The sequence below is a fragment of the Herbaspirillum sp. alder98 genome, from assembly GCF_020179755.1.
In the GTDB taxonomy this organism is placed as follows: domain Bacteria; phylum Pseudomonadota; class Gammaproteobacteria; order Burkholderiales; family Burkholderiaceae_D; genus Herbaspirillum.
In genome coordinates, this window is record NZ_JAIUCY010000003.1 from 463100 (window position 1) to 481973 (window position 18874).

Consider the following 18874-nt stretch of genomic DNA (forward strand, 5'->3'; position numbering starts at 1 on the left):
TTTCAGGACCTGTAATCAGCGTTGATGGTGACGTAATCGTGGGACAGGTCGCAGGTCCAGATCGAGGCCGATGCATCGCCCCGGGCCAGCTTCACGCGCACCACGATCTCGGACTTCTTCATGACGCGCTGGCCGTCTTCCTCGCGGTAGTCGGGATTGCGACCGCCATTCTTGGCGACCCAGACATCGTCCAGGTAAAGGTTGAGCTTGGACACGTCGAGGTCATCCACGCCGGCGTAGCCGATGGCGGCCAGGATCCGGCCCAGGTTCGGGTCGGAGGCGAAGAAGGCGGTCTTGACCAGCGGCGAGTGGCCGATCGAATAAGCGATCTGGCGGCATTCCTCGACGCTCTTGCCGCCTTCGACGGCGACTTCGATGAACTTGGTGGCGCCTTCGCCATCGCGCACGATCTGGTGCGCCAGGTGTTGCGACAGCGCCGTGACAGCGGCCGCCAGTTGCTGGTACTCGGCGCTGTCGGCACTGGTGATGTCGAGTTCGCCGGCGCCGGTGGCGACCAGGATGAAGGAATCGTTGGTCGAGGTGTCACCGTCGATGGTGATGCAGTTGAACGACTGGTCTGCGGCATCCTTGACCAGCTGGTTCAACAGCGCCTGCGGCAGCTTGGCGTCGAACGCCAGGAAGCCCAGCATGGTCGCCATGTTGGGCTTGATCATGCCGGCCCCCTTGCTGATGCCGGTCATCACGACCTGCTTGCCGCCGATGGTCAGGGTGCGTGACGCCGCCTTGGGCTGGGTGTCGGTGGTCATGATCGACTCGGCCGCATTGAACCAGTTGTCGGCCTTGAGATTGGCGATGGCCTGGGGCAGCCCGGCCACGATGCGCTCGACCGGCAGCGGCTCCAGGATCACACCGGTCGAGAACGGCAGGATCTGGCCGGCGTCGACGCCCAGCAAGCCGGCCAGCGCGTCGCACGTGGCGTTGGCGCGCGCCAGGCCCTCTTCGCCAGTGCCGGCATTGGCGTTGCCGGTATTGATCACCAGCGCGCGGATCGGCTTGTCAGCCACCAGTTGTTCGAGGTGGGCCTTGCAGACCTGCACCGGGGCGGCGCAGAAACGGTTCTTGGTGAATACGCCCGCCACGGTGGCCGTGGGCGCCAGCTTCAGCACCAGCAAGTCCTTGCGATTGGCCTTGCGCACGCCCGCCTCGGCATGGCCGAGTTCGATGCCGGCGACGGCGTGGAGGTCGGAAGAAACGGGAATCGGGGAATTGACGGCCATGGCGTGCTTTCAGCAAAAAATCGAAGCGCCTATTTTAAACACTTTCGATCACCCGCTGATGACAAAGCCATCCCGCTTCACGGCAACAGATTCTTGACCACCACCAGCCACGGCCGCTGCGAGAACGGCACGGCGCGCCCTTGCGGGTCGACCGTGATCAGCGATTCGGACACCGAATTGAAGACATTGCCGCCGATGACGCCGGCCCAGCCCTCATCGGCATGCACTTCGACCACCAGGTCGCAGTGCCCGGCCAGCCCCGGCTGTATGTCTTCGAGCGTGGTGGCGGCGTTGCTGCCGCGCGGCGCGCAGATCAGGTCGCCCTCGGCCAACGGCTCGCTGGCCGCAGAACGCAACACGAACTGCGGCGCCGGCCCCGACTGACGCTGGCGCAGGAAGCTGAGGTAGTTGAAATGGGTCTCGCTGGGCGCGAAGTCCTGCGGCGAGACATTGGTCGACACCATCAGCCACGAAATGAATGCGGCCGACCAGGGCTGGTCGCAATCGGCGCCGGTCAGGTTGCGGCCCACGGCATGCCAGTATTGCCCGACCCGCTGCACCGCTTCGCCTTCGTCTTCCAGCAGGCCCAGGCGGGGCGAACTGAAGGGCTCATGGCGCATATCGATCTGCTGGTTGCCGAAGAAGTCCCATTCGGCCCGCGCCGCAGCCACCAGCGCCGCCCGGGTCGGAGCGTCAGTGCTGATGGCCACCGGCGGCACCGCCGTCATGGTCGGACGCGGCTGCGCCGGCGTGACGGCGACATAGCCGGGGTCGCCCGGCTTCCACTGCGGCATGGGGTTCGATGCGCAGCCTGCCAGCAGCAAGGCGGCGGCCAGTAACGGCAGGTGACGGGTGTGTTGCATGCGCTCCTCGAGTCGAAAAAAAGCCGTTCACCAGGTCATGGTGAACGGCTTCTGTCATCCCGGCGCGGGCCGATCCGAAACCCGGATCAGGCCAGCTTGCCGTGACACTGCTTGTACTTCTTGCCGCTGCCGCATGGGCAAGGATCGTTGCGACCGACCTTGGCGTACTCGGACTCGTCGGCCGCTTCGCTGGCCACGGTGGGCGCCAGCAGTTCTTCGGGCGCGGCTTCGGGATCGAAGTCGGCGTGCTGGAAGTGCACGTTGGCCGGACCGCCGGCGGCCAGGCTTTCCTCGGCTGCCTCGATCTCTTCACGGCTCTGGATGCGCACCGTCATGACCACCTTGATCACTTCGTTCTTGATCAGGTCGAGCATCTGCGCAAACAGCTCGAAGGCTTCGCGCTTGTATTCCTGCTTGGGGTTCTTCTGGGCGTAACCGCGCAGGTGGATACCCTGGCGCAGGTGATCCAGCGCAGCCAGGTGTTCGCGCCAGTGATTGTCGATGCTCTGCAGCATGACATTGCGCTCGAAGCCGGCAAAGGCTTCCACGCCGACCACCGCCACCTTGGCGTCGTAGACTTCCTTGGAGGCATTCAGCACGCGCTCGAGCAGGTCGTCGTCGGCCAGGTCGGGCTCGGCTTCGAGGATGGCGTCAAGCGGCACATCGAGCTGCCATTCGCTCTTGAGCACGGCCTGCAGGCCGGGGATGTCCCACTGCTCTTCCATCGACTCGGCCGGCACATGCGCACGGAACAGGTCGGTGAACACGCCTTCGCGCAGCGAGGCGATCATCTCGGCCATCTCGGCCGACTCCAGCAACTCGTTACGTTGCTGGTAGATGACCTTGCGCTGGTCGTTGGCCACGTCGTCGTATTCGAGCAGCTGCTTGCGCACGTCGAAGTTGCGGGCCTCGACCTTGCGTTGCGCCGATTCGATCGAACGGCTGACGATACCAGCCTCGATCGGTTCGCCTTCGGGCATCTTCAGGCGATCCATGATGGCGCGCACGCGGTCACCGGCGAAGATGCGCAGCAATGCATCGTCCAGCGACAGATAGAAACGGGACGATCCGGGGTCGCCCTGACGGCCGGAACGACCGCGCAGCTGGTTGTCGACGCGACGCGATTCGTGACGCTCGGTGCCGATGATGTGCAGGCCGCCGGCGTTGACGACGTGGTCGTGCAGCGACTGCCATTCACCGCGCAACTGCTCGGCGCGCGAGGCCTTGTCGGCGTCCGACAGGCTGTCGTCGGCTTCGATCAGTTGCACCTGCTTGTCGACATTGCCGCCCAGCACGATGTCGGTGCCGCGACCGGCCATGTTGGTGGCAATGGTGATCATCTTGGGACGACCGGCCTGCGCCACGATCTCGGCTTCGCGTGCGTGCTGCTTGGCGTTGAGCACGTTGTGCGGCAGCTTGGCCTTGTTGAGGATGCCCGACAGCAGTTCGGAATTCTCGATCGAGGTGGTACCCACCAGCACCGGCTGGCCGCGCTCGTAGCAGTCCTGGATGTCCTTGACCATCGCCATGTACTTCTCTTGCGCGGTCTTGTAGACCTGGTCCTGGCGGTCCTTGCGCGCGTTCGGGCGATTGGGCGGGATCACCACGGTTTCCAGCTTGTAGATTTCCTGGAATTCGTAGGCTTCGGTGTCGGCCGTGCCGGTCATGCCGGACAGCTTGCCGTACATGCGGAAGTAGTTCTGGAAGGTGATCGAGGCCAGGGTCTGGTTCTCGTTCTGGATCTTCGCGCCTTCCTTGGCCTCGACCGCCTGGTGCAGGCCGTCGGACCAGCGACGACCAGTCATCAGGCGACCGGTGAATTCGTCGACGATGGTGACTTCGCCGTTCTGCACCACGTAGTGCTGATCCTTGTGATACAGCGTATGGGCGCGCAGCGCCGCATACAGGTGATGGATCAGCGTGATGTTGGCCGCATCGTACAGCGAGGCGCCTTCCGGCAGCAGGCCCATCTGGGTCAGGATTTCTTCGGCCTTGTCGTGACCGGCCTCGGTCAACAGCACCTGGTGGCTCTTCTCGTCCTTGGTGTAGTCACCGGGGACTTCGATCTTGCCCTTGCCGTCCGGGGTTTCCTCGCCGATCTGCAGCGTCAGCAGCGGCGGCACGCCGTTCATCTTGTGGTACAGCTCGGTGTGGTTCTCGGCCTGGCCGGAAATGATCAGGGGCGTACGCGCCTCGTCGATCAGGATCGAGTCCACTTCATCGACGATGGAGAAGTTCAGGCCACGCTGCACCCGGTCGTCAGCGTCGAACACCATGTTGTCGCGCAGGTAGTCGAAGCCGAATTCGTTGTTGGTGCCGTAGGTGATGTCGGATGCATAGGCCTCTTGCTTGAGGTCATGTTCCATCTGCGACAGGTTCACGCCGGTGCTCAGGCCCAGCCAGCCATACAATGCGCCCATCGACTCGGCGTCGCGTTGCGCCAGGTAGTCGTTGACGGTGATGACGTGCACGCCTTTACCACCCAGCGCATTCAGATAGGCCGGCAACGTGGCCATCAGGGTCTTGCCTTCGCCGGTGCGCATTTCGGCGATCTTGCCGAAGTGCAGCGCCATGCCGCCGATCAGCTGGACGTCGAAGTGACGCATCTTGAGCACCCGGCGGCTGGCTTCGCGGCAGACCGCAAAGGCTTCCGGCAGGATCGCATCGAGGCTCTCGCCGCCCGCGATGCGCTGTTTGAATTCCGGCGTCTTGGCCTGAAGTTCGGTATCCGTCAGCTTTTCGATCGACGGCTCGAGCGCGTTGATCTGGCGGACGATTTTTTGATATTGTTTTAGCAACCGCTGGTTACGGCTACCGAAGATCTTGGTCAGAAATGACATGCTTGGATTCTATAAAAGAGCCGAAAAAGATACCGGCCGCAGGCGCCTTGGCACGCCCGGCGTGGAAAGGCCAATAATAAACCGCCGATTTTAGCACGCGAGCGCCCAGGGGCACCGCCGCGCACCCGGCTGTAGATCGGGACCGATTGCAAAGATTCAATACGGGACGAACAGCGGCGAAGATGCCAGCCGGGCAATTCTAGCGGCCGGCGACGAACACCGGCGCCGCACGCGGCTGGTTGCCACCGGTCGCGCCCAATGCCAGGAACTTGCGCGGGTCTTGCGCCACGCCGCGGATGCGTACCTCGAAATGCAGGTGGGCGCCGGTCGAGCGACCGGTCGAACCGACATCGGCCACGTGCTGGCCGCGCTTGACGATGTCGCCGACCTTGGCGAACAGCTGCGAGGCATGCGCATAGCGGGTGATGATGTTATTGCCATGATCGATTTCGAGCATGTTGCCGAATTGATAATGATATTCGGCCGCGATCACCACGCCGGCGGCCGCGGCCACGATGCGGGTACCGACCGGGGCCGGAAAGTCCAGCCCCTCGTGAAAGGCGTTATGGCCGCTGAAGGGATCGAGCCGCCAGCCGAAGCTCGATGAATTGTAGGCAACATTGACGGGTTGATTGGTCGGCAACAGGCGCGACTTGATCTTGTCGCTCATCAGGGTCGACTCGACCGCGTTGAGATAGTCAGTGCGATGACCGGCGTCGACCGCCAGGGCATCGAGCATCTTCTGCAGCTCGCTCATGCCGACTTCGCGCCCGGCACCGCCGATGCCGGAGGTCTCGACCCCGCCGCGACCGGGCAATTCCTTGAAGTTGAATTCCTCGGGACGCACGCCTGCCAGGCCCTGGACCCGCTCGCCCAGAGCGTCCAGACGCATCATCTGGGCCTGCATCTCGCCCAGCTTGACGGCCATCATGGCCAGGTTTTCCTTCAGGTATTTTTCTTTGCGGTCGTCTTCCTGCTGGCTCATCGATACCGCCAGGCGGTGGAACGCAGGGGAAGCGTCGGCGTCGCCGGCATGGCGCAACGCGAAGTAGGACAGCAGCGCCGCCGATCCGAACACGGTCGCCACCAGCAGCACCAGGGCAAGCAATACGTGGCGCGAGGTCAAGGTGATCGAGCGCGCCTTGGTCAGTCGGGGGTGCAACAGGATAATCTGCATCTTTTCTCCATGGAGCCGGTGTCGACGCGGCCAGACCGCATCAACAGGCTCTCAGACACCAGCCGGTGACGAACCGGATGTGATAAGGTTTCAAGATGAAGTACGCATCCACATTCACCCCTTATCGGCCCAGCCTCACGAGCGCCCAGCGCATGGCGCGGAGCACGAAGGAGGCATCGGTATACTTGCAGTCGAACTCGGCGATGGCCGCCCTGATGCCGGCGTTGGCCCGCTTGAGTTCACTGCAGAAGACATGCGCGGCGAGCTTGCCGAGCATGTTCGAGACCTGCGAGATATTGCAATTCGAATCCGGGCAACTGGTGATGAGTGCGCCCAACGCAGCACTCGCGGCCCGCCTCAAACAATTGCTCCCACGGCTGCAAGATCGCCTGCAAAAAGACGGATGGCAGGTTAATTCAATCCGTATCAAAGTGCAAGTTGGCAAGATTGCCGCACCGCCACCCATCCCCAAACGGGTGCTGGAACTGCCATCGACTGCTGTCAATTCGTTCGCCGAACTGAGCACCGCGCTGGAAGACACCCCACGCAACCAGGCGCTCAAGGATGCCATCGACGCCATGGTACGCCGTCGCACCAGCCGCACATAGTCAGAACAGCGGAAGGAAAGCCGGTTAATTTCCGCCCGGCAACATCAAACCCTGCGTCTTCGCCGGGGCCTCAGTTGAGGGCCCACTCCTGCTTGGCCTGCATCACGTAGGTCTGTGGCGCGGTCTCGATCGAATCGAAGGTGACGATTTCATAAGCGTCAGGCTGGCTCAGCAGTTGGCGCAGCAACTGGTTGTTGAGACCATGACCGGACTTGTGGGCGTCGTAGCTGGCCAGCAGGGGATGGCCGATGATGTAGAGATCGCCGATCGCATCGAGGATCTTGTGACGCACGAATTCGTTGTCGTAGCGCAAGCCGTCGGCGTTGAGGATGCGGTACTCGTCCATGACGATCGCATTCTCGAACGAGCCGCCACGGGCCAGGCCCATGCCGCGCAAGGTCTCGACGTCCTGCATGAAACCGAAGGTGCGGGCGCGGGCGATTTCCTTGACGTACGAATCGACGCCGAAATCGACCTCGGCCACCTGTCCGGTGCCATCCACGGCGGGATGATTGAATTCGATGAAAAACTTGAGCCGGAAACCGTTGTAGGGCTCCAGACGCGCCCACTTCTCCTTGTCGCCGGTGCCTTCGCGCACCTCGACCGGCTTGAGCACGCGGATGAATTTCTTGGCAGCGTTCTGCTCTTGCAGCCCGGCCTGTTGCAACAGGAACACGAACGACGAAGCCGATCCATCCATGATGGGGATCTCTTCAGCGGTCAGGTCGATATAGAGATTGTCGATGCCGAGGCCAGCGCACGCCGACAGCAGGTGTTCGACCGTGGAAACCTTGGCGCCATCCTTGGTCAGGGTCGAGGCCATGCGGGTATCCCCCACGCCGGTGGCCAGCATTGGCATTTCGACCACGGGATCGAGATCGATGCGGCGGAAGATGATGCCGACATCCGGCGCGGCAGGACGCAAGGTCAATTCGACCTTGGTGCCCGAGTGCAATCCGACGCCGACGCTGCGGACCAGGTTCTTGATTGTGCGCTGTTTCAACATCCGGTCATTATAGCCATTGCCCGGCGTATCGAACCCCGCATTGTTGCAAAACGGGGTCAGCCGTAAATCATTTGCCGCGATTGACTGTTCAGCGCGCAACGCCGGGCCCTGACTTTCGTCAGGGCGACGGCGCCAGATTAGACCTGACCCAGCAGCGTCTCGGCGTTGGAGACCTCGAACTTGCCAGGCGCTTCCAGGTTGAGTTGCTTGACCACGCCGTCATCGATGAGCATCGAGTAACGTTGCGAGCGCACGCCCATGCCGCGCTCGGTCAGGTCGAATTCCATGCCCAGGGCCTTGGTGAAGATGGCGCTGCCGTCACCCAGCATGCGCACGACGCCGGTGGCCTTCTGTTCGCGACCCCATGCGCCCATGACGAACGGATCGTTGACCGACAGGCACCAGATCTCGTCGATACCCTTGGCCTTGAACTGCTCGGCGGCCGCGATGTAGCCCGGCACGTGCTTGGCCGAACAGGTTGGCGTGAAGGCGCCGGGCAATGCGAACAGGGCGATCTTCTTGCCCTTGACCAGGTCAGCCACCTCGAAGGTATTGGGGCCGAGCGAGCAGCCTTCGGTTTCGGTCTCGATGAATTCAGCCAGTTTGCCCGCTGGCAGGCGGTCGCCGATCTTGATGGTCATGATGTGATCCTTGTCTTTAGTCAATTGGATGCGCGGAAATAAAAAACGCCGCGCCCCGGATTAGGGGGCGCGGCGCTAGTATGCCGCAGTCTGGCCTTTCATGCGCCGCGTCGACCAGCTTCGACGACACGGGCAATTCAAGCCTGGCTCAGTCTGCCTGCTTGCGCAGGAAAGCCGGGATATCGTAGGTTTCCATGCCGTTCTTTTCGAGTGCACGAACGGTGTCGGAAGCCGACTCACGACGCCACACCGCCGGCTGCTTGAAGCCGCCGAACGTGCCGGCAGGCTGTGCTGCACCCTGGGTGAGCGAGCCGGTGGCCATGATCGGCTCGTTGTGGGTACCGGTGCGCATGACCGGAGTCTGCACCAGCTGCACCGACTTGCGTGCACGACCCAGGCCGGTGGCGACCACGGTCACGCGGATTTCGTCGCCCATGCTGTCGTCGTAGGCAATGCCCTGGGCGATCGATGCATCGGGAGCGGCGAAGGCGCGCACGGTGGCCATCACTTCCTTGATTTCCTTACCCTTCAGGCTGCGGCTGGCGGTCACGTTGACCAGCACGCCACGCGCACCCGACAGGTCGATGCCGTCCAGCAGTGGCGACGCCACGGCCTGCTCGGCCGCCACTCGCGCACGGTCCACGCCGGAGGCGGTGGAGGTGCCCATCATGGCCTTGCCCTGCTCGCCCATGATTGTCTTGACGTCGTTGAAGTCGACGTTGATGTGGCCCGGCACGTTGATGATCTCGGCAATACCGGCGACGGCATTGTTGAGCACGTCATCGGCGTGCGACAGCCATTCGATCATGCTGTCGTCTTCGTAGATCTCTTCGAGCTTTTCGTTGAGGATGATGATCAGCGAATCGACGTGCTGCGACAGCTCTTCCAGGCCGGCGTCGGCGATGTCCATGCACTTCTGGCCTTCGTACGAGAACGGCTTCGACACCACCGCTACCGTCAACGCGCCTTGCTGCTTGGCCACCTGCGCCACCACCGGTGCGGCGCCGGTACCGGTACCGCCACCCATGCCGGCGGCGATGAACACCATGTGCGCGCCGCGCAGCGAATCCTCGATGCGCGAGCGGGTGTCTTCGGCCAGGCGACGGCCGACTTCCGGTTGCATGCCTGCACCCAGGCCGGTCTCGCCGATCTGGATGACGTTATGCGCCTTGGATTGCTTCAACGCCTGCGCGTCGGTGTTGGCGCAGATGAATTCGACGCCTGACACACCCTTGTTGATCATATGCTGCACGGCGTTGCCGCCGGCGCCGCCGACCCCGACCACCTTGATGATCGTGCCCAACGTAGCATTGTCGACCATATCGATTTCCATGATGACTCCTTTAAATTATGTGTGTCTGCAGCAGGCAGTTGATAGGCATCACGCGCTGTGACGACTAGCAACTGAGAACTGCATGCTTGTACAACCAAGTATGTTTAAACCGCTTTTCTACTGTTCTACCGAACTACATCGTGTCCAATTACTACTTATCTGTACCCGACTGTCTTTACTGATTACTGCCTTACTGAATTACTGACTTGCCAAATTCCGTCTTGCTCACCGCCGACACCCTACTGCCTGTACCGACGGCGTCCTCTAACTTTTACATCCTGATGCACAACAAGCTCGACCGTGCTCAGAAGTTACCCAGGAACCACTCCTTCATGCGCTGCCACACCGCCTTGACCGAACCCTCCTGGCGCGTGACGATGTAGCCGCGCAGGTATTGCTTCTTGGCCTCTTGCAGCAGGCCCAGCACCGTCGAATAACGCGGGCTGCGCACCACGTCAGCCAACTGGCCGCTGTATTCGGGGGTACCCAGGCGCGCCGGCTTGAGGAAGATGTCCTCGGCCAGCTCGGTCATGCCCGGCATCATCGCCGAGCCGCCGGTGAGCACGATGCCGGACGACAGCACCTCTTCGTAACCCGACTCGCGTACCACCTGGTGCACCAGCGCAAACAACTCCTCGACGCGCGGCTCGATGACTGCCGCCAGCGCCTGGCGCGACAAGGTACGGGGATTGCGGTCGCCCAGTCCGGGTACCTCCAGGGTCTCGGTCGGATCGGCCAGGATCTGCTTGGCCACGCCGTAGCGCAATTTGATTTCTTCTGCCTCCAGCGTGGGCGTGCGCAATGCCATGGCGATATCGTTGGTGATCTGGTCGCCGGCAATCGGGATCACCGCGGTATGCCGGATCGCGCCTTCGGTAAACACGGCCACGTCGGTGGTGCCGCCGCCGATGTCGATCAGCACCACACCCAGTTCGCGTTCGTCAACCGTCAGCACGGCATCGGCCGAGGCCATCGGTTGCAGGATCAGGTCCGACACTTCGAGCCCGCAACGGCGCACGCACTTGACGATATTCTGCACCGCGGACACGGCGCCGGTGACGATATGCACCTTCACTTCCAGGCGGATGCCGCTCATGCCGATCGGCTCGCGCACATCTTCCTGGTTGTCGACGATGAACTCCTGCGGCACCGTATGCAACAACTGCTGGTCGGTCGGGATGTTGACCGCCTTGGCGGTCTCGATCACGCGCGATACGTCGGCGGCTGTGACTTCCTTGTCCTTGATCGCCACCATGCCGCTCGAATTGAAGCTGCGGATATGGCTGCCGGCGATTCCGGTATAGACGTTTCTGATCTTGCAGTCGGCCATTAGTTCGGCTTCTTCGAGCGCGCGCTGGATGGATTCGACCGTGGCCTCGATATTGACCACCACGCCCTTCTTCAAGCCTTTCGATTCGGACTGGCCCAGGCCGATGACTTCATGGCGGCCGTCGGCCAATACCTCGGCCACCACCGCGACCACCTTGGAGGTGCCGATGTCGAGTCCGACGATCAGGTTCTTTGCGTCTTTTGTCATGTCGTTGTCGCTTATTTCTTTTTACCGTTCAATCCCGCCAGCACCATGCCATCCGCCTTGAGCGCCAGCCCGTTGGGGTAGCGCAGGTCCACGTTTTCTATCTTGCCCTGCAAGCGCTGCATCAACTGCGGATACACCGCCACCAGGCGGTCGACGCGTTCCTTCAGTACTGCATCACCCTGGTCCCGGCCCAACTCGACCGTCATGCCGTTATCCATGCGCAGCGTCCATGCATAGCGATTGGACAACTGCAGGCTTTCGGGCTCCAGCTTGAGTGGTGCAAACCACTGCCGGAACTGCGCCAGCCTTGCCACTACCTGCGCCTCGCTGCCTTCCGGGCCCTCGAACTCGAGCAGCTCGCCGTCGTCCTCGGCCTCGGCCAGGTTGGCGGTAAACACATCGCCCTTCTGCGACAGCAACTTGCCGTCTTCGCCCCAGGTGCCCAGCGCCCGATGCTCTTCTATCTTCACCACCAGCCGGTCCGGCCACTCGCGCCGCACCAGCGCCCGCCGCACCCAGGGTACGGCCTCGAAGGCGCCGCGCACCGCCGTCAGGTCGGTGGTGAAGAAATTGCCCCGGATGCGCGGCACTGCTGCCGAGCGCACCGTCAGGGCATTGATCTTCTCCAGCGGCAGCTCGGTCGCGCTTTCGATGCGGATGGTGTGCAGCGTAAACATCGGCCGCTGCGCCACCCACCACAATCCCGAACCCACCAGCGCCAGTGCCACCAGCGCCAGCAAGGCACTGCTGGCGGCGTTGAGCATCTTGACGTCCTGCCACATCGTTCAGCCTTTTCCGTTCACTGCGCGCTCGCCTGCGGCGCCCAGGCAGCCGCAGGCTTCATGTCCAGCGCTGCCAGTTGCAGGATTTCGCAGCACAGGTCTTCGTAACTCACGCCCTCGGCCTTGGCCGCCATCGGCACCAGCGAATGGCCGGTCATGCCGGGCGAGGTGTTGATCTCGAGCAGATACGGCTCGTTCTTGCCGTCGCTTTCGCGCAGCATGAAATCGACCCGGCTCCAGCCCCGGCAACCGACCGCGTGATAGGCCTGCACCGCCAGCTCCTGCAAGCGCTGTCCCAGTTCGGCATCGACCGGGGCCGGGCACAGGTACTGCGTGTCGTCGGTGAAATACTTGTTCTGGTAATCGTAGTTGCCGCCCGGCGCGCGAATTTCGATCACCGGCAAGGCGCGCGCATCGCGGCCAGTGCCGATCACCGGCACCGTCAATTCACGGCCGCGAATGAATTCCTCGGCCAGCACGACATCGTCGTACTTTGCGCACAGGGCGAAACCGTCCTGCATGTCGGAGTAGCCGTTGACCTTGGCGATGCCGATGGTCGAGCCTTCATGCGGCGCCTTGAGCATCAGCGGCAGGCCCAGCTCGTCCGGCACCAGGCGCAACTGCTCGCGGGTGGCGCGGGCATCGAGCACCGCAAAGCGCGGCGTCGGCAGGCCATGCGCCAGCCAGATGCGCTTGGTCATGACCTTGTCCATGGCGATGCTGGAGGCCATCACGCCAGGGCCGGTGTAAGGCAGGCGCATCTGCTCCAGCGCGCCCTGCAAGGTGCCGTCTTCGCCGTAGCGACCATGCAATGCGATGAAGACGCGATCGAAGCGCTCGGCCTCGAGCTCGCCCAGGCTGCGCTCGGCCGGGTCGAACGGATGGGCATCGACGCCCTTGCTGCGCAGCGCCTGCAGCACGCCGCTGCCGGACATCATCGACACTTCGCGCTCGGCCGAACGACCGCCGAAGAGCACGCCGACGCGGCCGAAACCCTTGATGGTGGCTTGGTCGATCATGCTGCACCTCCGCTCTTTTCGGTCGCCATGGTGGTCAGGCGGGCAGGCACGGCGGCAATCGAGCCGGCGCCCATGGTCATGACCACATCGCCATCGCGCACCACGTTGAAGATGGTCTCGGGCATGTCGGCGATATCGTCGACGAACACCGGTTCGACCTTGGCTGCGGCGCGCAACGCGTGCGCCAGCGAGCGGCCGTCGGCGGCCACGATGGGCGCCTCGCCGGCCGAATAGACTTCGGCCAGCACCAGCACGTCGGGCGAGGACAAGACCTTGACGAAGTCTTCGAACAGATCGCGGGTGCGGGTGTAGCGATGCGGCTGGAACGCCAGCACCAGGCGACGCCCGGGATAGGCGCCACGGGCCGCAGCAATGGTGGCGGCCGTCTCGACCGGGTGGTGGCCGTAGTCGTCGACCAGCGTGAAATGCCCGGCAGGACGGCCCTCGGCATCGACCAACGGCACATCGCCGTAACGGGTGAAGCGGCGTCCGACGCCATTGAATTCGGTCAGGGCCTTTTGCGTGGCGGCGTCGTCGACGTCCAGCTCGCGGGCGATGGCGATGGCCGCGCAGGCGTTCTGCACATTGTGCATCCCGGGCTGGTTCAGGCTGATCTGCATCGGCGCGTAGCCCTCCTGGATCACGGTGAATTCCATATGGCCGTCGACGGCGCGGGCATCGATGGCGCGCACGTCGGCGTCTTCGTGGAAGCCGTAGGTGAGAATGGGCTTGGAGATCATCGGCATGATCTCGCGCACGTGGGCGTCGTCCAGGCACAGCACGGCCACGCCGTAGAACGGCAGGCGCTGGGTGAATTCGACGAAGGCCTGCTTCAGGCGCGCGAAGTCATGGTTGTAGGTCTCCATGTGATCGGCGTCGATATTGGTGATGACCTCGATCACCGGCGTCAGGTTGAGGAACGAGGCGTCCGACTCGTCGGCCTCGGCCACGATGAATTCGCCTGTGCCCAACTTGGCATTGGCGCCGGCGCTGGTCAGCCGGCCACCGATCACGAAGGTCGGGTCCAGCCCGCCCTGCGCCAGCACGCTGGCCACCAGGCTGGTGGTGGTGGTCTTGCCGTGGGTGCCGGCAATCGCGATGCCCTTCTTGAGGCGCATCAGCTCGCCCAGCATCACCGCACGCGGCACGATGGGGATATGTTTCTTGCGCGCGGCCAGCACCTCCGGGTTGTCGCCCTTGACGGCGGTGGAGGTGACGATGGCGTCGGCGCCGTCGATGTTCTCGGCGGCATGGCCGTAACGGATGCTGGCGCCCAGTTGCGCCAGGCGCTGGGTGGCGCCGTTGCTGCCCAGGTCGGAACCCGAGACGCCATAGCCGAGATTCAACAGCACTTCGGCGATGCCACTCATGCCTGAGCCACCGATGCCGACGAAATGAACGTTTTTAACCCGATGTTTCATGGTGCTACCAGTCCTTCCAGCACGCGCGCGATTGCCTCGTTGGCGTCGCGCCGGCCTTGTTCGTATGCCGCCTGCGCCATTGCCTGGCATGCAGCGCGGTCCATTTTCTGCAGCAAACCCGCCAATGCTTCCGGCGTCAGTTCGCGTTGTGGCAAGTGGATCGCGGCGCCATTGGCGGCCATCCACTTGGCATTGTCGATTTGATGCGAGGTGGTCGACACCGCCAACGGCACCAGCACGCTGGCCACCCCGGCTGCCGTCAGCTCGGACACCGTGATGGCGCCGGCACGACAGATCACCAGGTCGGCCTCGGCATAACGACGCGGCATGTCATCGATGAAATCGACCACTTCGGCCTGCACTCCAGCCGTGTCGTAGGCTGCCTTCAGGGCCGCGATATGCTGCTTGCCCGACTGGTGCGTCACCACCGGCCGCAGCGCTTCGGGCAAACGGGCCAGTGCTGCCGGCACGGTGTCATTAAGTACCTTGGCGCCCAGGCTGCCACCCACCACCAGGATCCGCAACGGCCCGCTGTGGCCTGCATACCGGGGCGCCGGCGTGGGCAAGGCGATGATTTCACGGCGCACCGGGTTGCCGGTGACTTCGGCCTTGCCGGCGGCCGCGCCAAAATCGGCGGGGAAACCGAACAGCACCTTGTTGGCCAATGGCGTCAGCGTCTTGTTCGACAGCAGCAAGGCCGCGTCGGCATTGACCAGCACCAGCGGCTTGCCGCGCAGTCGCGCCATGGCGCCGCCCGGCACGGTCACGTAGCCGCCCATGCCCAGCACCACGTCCGGATTGCGCCGGCCGAGGATGTTGAAGCAGCTGACAAAACTGGCCGCCAGGCGGAACACGCCTTTGACGGTATGCATCAGACCCTTGCCGCGCAGGCCCGAGAACACGATGCTGTCCATCTCGACGCCATGGCGTGGGACCAGTTCGCGCTCCATGCCGTGCGACGTGCCCAGCCACGACACCTGCCAGCCACGCGCGCGCATGGTCTCGGCAATCGCCAGGCCGGGGAAGATATGACCGCCGGTGCCGGCGGCCATGATCATCAGCTTGCGGGATGCACTCACAGGCGCCCTCCCCGCATCAGCACGCGATTCTCATAGTCGATCCGCAACAGGATCGCCAGCCCGACGCAGTTGATCAGTACGCCCGAGCCGCCATAGCTCATCAGCGGCAGCGTCAGGCCCTTGGTCGGCAGCAGGCCGAGGTTCACGCCCATGTTGATGAAGGCCTGCACGCCGATCCAGATGCCGATGCCCTTGGCCACCAGTCCGGCGAAGGTCAGGTCCAGCGCAATCGCCTGGCGCCCGATCTCGAAGGCATGCTTGACCAGCCAGTAGAACAGCAGCACCACCACCAGCACGCCGACAAACCCGAGTTCTTCGCCGATCACCGCCAGCAGGAAGTCGGTATGCGCCTCGGGCAGGTAATGCAGTTTCTCGACACTGCTGCCGAGACCCACGCCAAACAGCTCGCCGCGACCGAAGGCGATCAGCGAATGCGACAACTGATAGGCCTTGCCCAGCGCGTTTTCTTCTTCCCACGGATTGAGGTAGGCGAAGATACGTTCGCGCCGCCACGGGGAGGTCACGATCACCAGCGAGAACACGCCCACCAGCGTGGCGCCGATGCCGCCAAACCAGACGCCATTGATGCCGCCCAGAAACAGGATGCCCATGGCGATGCAGACGATCACGCCGAACGCGCCAAGGTCGGGCTCCAGCAGCAGCAGCAGGCCGACCAGGCCGACGGCGGCAGCCATCGGCGCGAAACCCTTGACCAGCTTGTGCATGAACGCCTGCTTGCGCACCGTGTAATCGGCCGCATAGAGCACGATGAACAGCTTCATCAATTCCGACGGCTGCAGGTTGAACACCTTGAACGACAGCCAGCGCTTGGCGCCGTTGACGCCCTTGCCCACGCCCGGCACCAGCACCAGCACCAGCAGGATCAAGGTACCGGCGAACAGATACGGCGCCCAGCGCTGCCAGGTTTCGATTGGCACCCGGAATACCACGGCGGCGGCCACCAGCGAAATGACGATGAAGATCGCCTGGCGCGTCAGGAAATGGTAGTTCGAATAGGCGGCGTACTTGGGCGAATCGGGCAGCGCCACCGAGGCCGAATACACCATCACCATACCGAACAGCATCAGCAGCAGGACCACCCAGATCAGCGGCTGGTCGTATTCCATCATGCGCGAGCGCTGCTCGAAGCCGACCATGCTGGCCTTGTTGCTGCCCTTGGCGCTTGGCGTGAGCCCGACCATGCGGCCAGCCGCAGCCGGGGCCGCGTCCTTGACGCTTCCCAGCAACTGGCGCAGTGACGTCATGCCAAGCCTCATAGAATCACCTCGCCACGCGACAGCGCCAATTCGCGCACCGCATCCACGAACACTTCGGCCCGATGGGCGTAGTTGCGGAACATGTCCAGGCTGGCGCAAGCCGGCGAGAGCAACACGATGTCGCCGCTACGGGCGATGTCGCCGGCCTTCTGCACCGCCTCTTCGAGCGTGGCGCAATCGATCAGTTCGACATGGCTGTCGGCCAGCGCCGCGCGCAAGGCCGGCGCATCGCGCCCGATCAACAGCACCGCGCTGGCGTATTTCTCGACCGGCAGCGCCAGCGGCGAAAAGTCCTGTCCCTTGCCATCGCCACCGGCGATGAGCACGATGCGGTTGGGACGTCCGCCCAGGCCGAGGCCATTGAGCGCGGCCACGGTGGCGCCGACATTGGTGCCCTTGCTGTCATCGTAGTAATCGACCTCTTGCACCACGGCGACCAGCTCCACCCGGTGCGGCTCGCCGGCGTAGTCACGCAGGCCATGCAGCAGGGGTGCCATCGGCAGGTCGACGGCGCGGCACAGCGCCAGCGCGGCCAAGGCGTTCATGGCGTTATGGGCGCCACGGATCTTCAGGGCGTCGACCGGCATCAGGCGCTTGACGGTGACCGGCGGCGGCAGCAGGTCTTTCTGCTTGCGGCGGCGACCGGTCGGCTGTTCATCGTCCTCGTGCACGAAACCATGAGCCAGCCACAGCATGCCGTTGTCGTTGACCAGGCCAAAGCTGTTGGGCGTGGCCGGCTCGTCCAGGCCGAACGACGACACCGGCGCCACCGCGTCGGTCATCTTCATGACCAGCGCATCGTCACGGTTGAGCACGCGCACGGTGCCTTCGCCGAAGATGCGGGCCTTGTCGGCTGCATAGGCGTGCATGTCGCCATGCCAGTCAAGATGATCCTGGCTCAGGTTGAGCACGGTGGCGGCATCGGCCTTGAGGCTATGGGTGGCGTGCAACTGGAAGCTGGACAACTCCAGCACCCAGGCCTGCGGCATCGAGCCACGGTAAGTCGGTTCCGGCGGCGGGGGCGGCGGCACGGCGACCAGCGCGTCTTCTTCGGCGGTGCGCGAGACCTGCATGAAGTCATCCAGGTTCAGCGCGGCCACTTCGTTGCCGGTCGCATCGGTGTGCAACGAGGCATCTTCGCTCTGGCTCGAATTGGCGGCTTCGGTCGACAGGTGCTCGACCGGGACCTCGATGGCCTCGCCGTCGGTCCCTGTGTCCTGATCGTCCTGCTCGGGCGGCGCCGCAGAGGCCTCGTCGCCGGCCGATGCTGCGGAATCGGCCTGGGCCAGATCCATCTGGGCATCATTGGCGGCGGCGTGGCTCTGGGCCGGCGCTTCGTCGCTTTCGATACGGGCGGACGACTTTTTGCTCTTGGCAGCGTCGGCTGCCTTTGCAGCTTCTGCCGCTTCTGCCGCTTCCTGTGCAGCCAATTCGGCCAGGCGCTCGGCTTCGGCCTGCGCTTCGGCGGCGGCAATGGCGTCCTGCTCGGCCAGTTCCGCCAGGAATATCTTGTCGGCCATCACCGCCTCGCGCAGCACGTCGAGTGCGGCCGGGCTGATGTTGCCTGCCACCTTTACCGACAGGCCGGCGCGCTGGCACAGCATGCCGGTCAGGCTGGTGACGGTGGTCTTGCCGTTGGTACCGGTGATGGCCAATACCTTGGGCTGGTAGAGGGTTTCTTCGCGCAACGCGGCCAGCGCCTGCGCGAACAGTTCGATCTCGCTCCATAGCGGCACGCCGCGTTCGGCCATGACAGGCGCCAGCGGCGCCAGGTCACCCTGCGGCGACAGGCCCGGGCTGACCGCCACGAAATCGATACCATCGAGCAGCGTCACGTGCAGCGGCTGGCCCAGCACGACTTGCGCGCCCGGAACGGCGGCGCGCAACGCTGCCAGGCGCTCGGACAGCGCCGCTTCGTCACGCGTATCGGCCACGCGCACGGAGGCGCCGCAGTAGTCCAGCCACCGCGCCATTGCCAGGCCGGACTCACCGAGTCCGAGCACCAGTACGTGTTTGCCCGAGTAATTCATTGTTTGCTGCTCACTTCTTTCGC

At 63.7% G+C, this 18874-nt stretch carries 15 protein-coding genes; 1 reads left to right on the forward strand and 14 read right to left on the reverse strand.

Annotation, left to right across the window (positions count from 1 at the left end; genetic code table 11):
* Window positions 1-2: 2 nt before the first annotated feature.
* The 4 genes from argJ to LBW87_RS10085 all read right to left on the reverse strand — a co-directional run bounded on the left by argJ (window position 3) and on the right by LBW87_RS10085 (window position 6118).
* Window positions 3-1238 (reverse strand): bifunctional glutamate N-acetyltransferase/amino-acid acetyltransferase ArgJ, encoded by a 1236-nt coding sequence (argJ, locus tag LBW87_RS10070; RefSeq protein ID WP_225201307.1) that lies wholly within the window; start codon window positions 1236-1238, stop codon window positions 3-5.
* A 77-nt stretch (window positions 1239-1315) separates the two neighbouring features.
* Entirely contained in the window at window positions 1316-2101 is a 786-nt protein-coding gene (locus LBW87_RS10075) for a DUF2272 domain-containing protein (RefSeq protein WP_225201308.1), read from the reverse strand.
* 86 nt (window positions 2102-2187) lie between these two features.
* Window positions 2188-4941: a preprotein translocase subunit SecA gene (gene secA / locus LBW87_RS10080; protein ID WP_225201309.1), complete on the reverse strand. Its 2754-nt coding sequence runs from the start codon at window positions 4939-4941 to the stop codon at window positions 2188-2190.
* Window positions 4942-5140: 199 nt separating this feature from the next.
* A complete protein-coding gene (locus tag LBW87_RS10085) occupies window positions 5141-6118 on the reverse strand; it encodes a M23 family metallopeptidase (protein ID WP_225201310.1) in 978 nt (325 codons plus the stop codon).
* Between the two features lie 95 nt (window positions 6119-6213).
* On the opposite strand from LBW87_RS10085, the gene LBW87_RS10090 reads away from it, so the two are divergent.
* The gene (locus LBW87_RS10090) at window positions 6214-6726 is read left to right on the forward strand and encodes a DciA family protein (protein ID WP_225201311.1); all 513 of its coding nucleotides are present in this window, start codon (window positions 6214-6216) and stop codon (window positions 6724-6726) included.
* Window positions 6727-6796: 70 nt separating this feature from the next.
* Here the strand turns inward: LBW87_RS10090 and lpxC are convergent, their stop codons facing one another.
* The 10 genes from lpxC to murD all read right to left on the reverse strand — a co-directional run bounded on the left by lpxC (window position 6797) and on the right by murD (window position 18851).
* Complete coding sequence (gene lpxC / locus LBW87_RS10095) at window positions 6797-7732, reverse strand: UDP-3-O-acyl-N-acetylglucosamine deacetylase (RefSeq protein WP_225201312.1); 936 nt, start codon at window positions 7730-7732, stop codon at window positions 6797-6799.
* 137 nt (window positions 7733-7869) lie between these two features.
* Window positions 7870-8373 (reverse strand): peroxiredoxin, encoded by a 504-nt coding sequence (locus LBW87_RS10100; RefSeq protein WP_225201313.1) that lies wholly within the window; start codon window positions 8371-8373, stop codon window positions 7870-7872.
* Window positions 8374-8521: 148 nt separating this feature from the next.
* The gene (ftsZ, locus tag LBW87_RS10105) at window positions 8522-9706 is read right to left on the reverse strand and encodes a cell division protein FtsZ (protein WP_225201314.1); all 1185 of its coding nucleotides are present in this window, start codon (window positions 9704-9706) and stop codon (window positions 8522-8524) included.
* A gap of 304 nt (window positions 9707-10010) precedes the next feature.
* Window positions 10011-11243, reverse strand: a complete 1233-nt coding sequence (gene ftsA / locus LBW87_RS10110) for a cell division protein FtsA (RefSeq protein WP_225201315.1) — start codon at window positions 11241-11243, stop codon at window positions 10011-10013.
* Window positions 11244-11254: 11 nt separating this feature from the next.
* Entirely contained in the window at window positions 11255-12025 is a 771-nt protein-coding gene (locus LBW87_RS10115; RefSeq protein ID WP_225201316.1) for a cell division protein FtsQ/DivIB, read from the reverse strand.
* 17 nt (window positions 12026-12042) lie between these two features.
* A complete protein-coding gene (locus LBW87_RS10120; protein ID WP_225201317.1) occupies window positions 12043-13044 on the reverse strand; it encodes a D-alanine--D-alanine ligase in 1002 nt (333 codons plus the stop codon).
* Complete coding sequence (gene murC / locus LBW87_RS10125; RefSeq protein WP_225201318.1) at window positions 13041-14465, reverse strand: UDP-N-acetylmuramate--L-alanine ligase; 1425 nt, start codon at window positions 14463-14465, stop codon at window positions 13041-13043. The genes LBW87_RS10120 and murC overlap by 4 nt, the downstream gene beginning before the upstream one ends.
* Window positions 14462-15544 (reverse strand): undecaprenyldiphospho-muramoylpentapeptide beta-N-acetylglucosaminyltransferase, encoded by a 1083-nt coding sequence (gene murG, locus LBW87_RS10130; RefSeq protein WP_225201319.1) that lies wholly within the window; start codon window positions 15542-15544, stop codon window positions 14462-14464. The genes murC and murG overlap by 4 nt, the downstream gene beginning before the upstream one ends.
* Complete coding sequence (gene ftsW / locus LBW87_RS10135; RefSeq protein ID WP_225201320.1) at window positions 15541-16821, reverse strand: putative lipid II flippase FtsW; 1281 nt, start codon at window positions 16819-16821, stop codon at window positions 15541-15543. The genes murG and ftsW overlap by 4 nt, the downstream gene beginning before the upstream one ends.
* A complete protein-coding gene (gene murD, locus LBW87_RS10140; RefSeq protein ID WP_225201321.1) occupies window positions 16818-18851 on the reverse strand; it encodes a UDP-N-acetylmuramoyl-L-alanine--D-glutamate ligase in 2034 nt (677 codons plus the stop codon). Before murD ends, ftsW begins: the two co-directional genes overlap by 4 nt.
* Window positions 18852-18874: the final 23 nt, after the last annotated feature.

Coding starts and splice junctions, on each gene's coding strand:
- argJ (WP_225201307.1), bottom strand. CDS start 1,238: ATGGCCGTCAATTCCCCGATTCCCGTTTCTTCCGACCTCCACGCCGTC.
- LBW87_RS10075 (WP_225201308.1), bottom strand. CDS start 2,101: ATGCAACACACCCGTCACCTGCCGTTACTGGCCGCCGCCTTGCTGCTG.
- secA (WP_225201309.1), bottom strand. CDS start 4,941: ATGTCATTTCTGACCAAGATCTTCGGTAGCCGTAACCAGCGGTTGCTA.
- LBW87_RS10085 (WP_225201310.1), bottom strand. CDS start 6,118: ATGCAGATTATCCTGTTGCACCCCCGACTGACCAAGGCGCGCTCGATC.
- LBW87_RS10090 (WP_225201311.1), top strand. CDS start 6,214: ATGAAGTACGCATCCACATTCACCCCTTATCGGCCCAGCCTCACGAGC.
- lpxC (WP_225201312.1), bottom strand. CDS start 7,732: ATGTTGAAACAGCGCACAATCAAGAACCTGGTCCGCAGCGTCGGCGTC.
- LBW87_RS10100 (WP_225201313.1), bottom strand. CDS start 8,373: ATGACCATCAAGATCGGCGACCGCCTGCCAGCGGGCAAACTGGCTGAA.
- ftsZ (WP_225201314.1), bottom strand. CDS start 9,706: ATGGAAATCGATATGGTCGACAATGCTACGTTGGGCACGATCATCAAG.
- ftsA (WP_225201315.1), bottom strand. CDS start 11,243: ATGACAAAAGACGCAAAGAACCTGATCGTCGGACTCGACATCGGCACC.
- LBW87_RS10115 (WP_225201316.1), bottom strand. CDS start 12,025: ATGTGGCAGGACGTCAAGATGCTCAACGCCGCCAGCAGTGCCTTGCTG.
- LBW87_RS10120 (WP_225201317.1), bottom strand. CDS start 13,044: ATGATCGACCAAGCCACCATCAAGGGTTTCGGCCGCGTCGGCGTGCTC.
- murC (WP_225201318.1), bottom strand. CDS start 14,465: ATGAAACATCGGGTTAAAAACGTTCATTTCGTCGGCATCGGTGGCTCA.
- ftsW (WP_225201320.1), bottom strand. CDS start 16,821: ATGAGGCTTGGCATGACGTCACTGCGCCAGTTGCTGGGAAGCGTCAAG.
- murD (WP_225201321.1), bottom strand. CDS start 18,851: ATGAATTACTCGGGCAAACACGTACTGGTGCTCGGACTCGGTGAGTCC.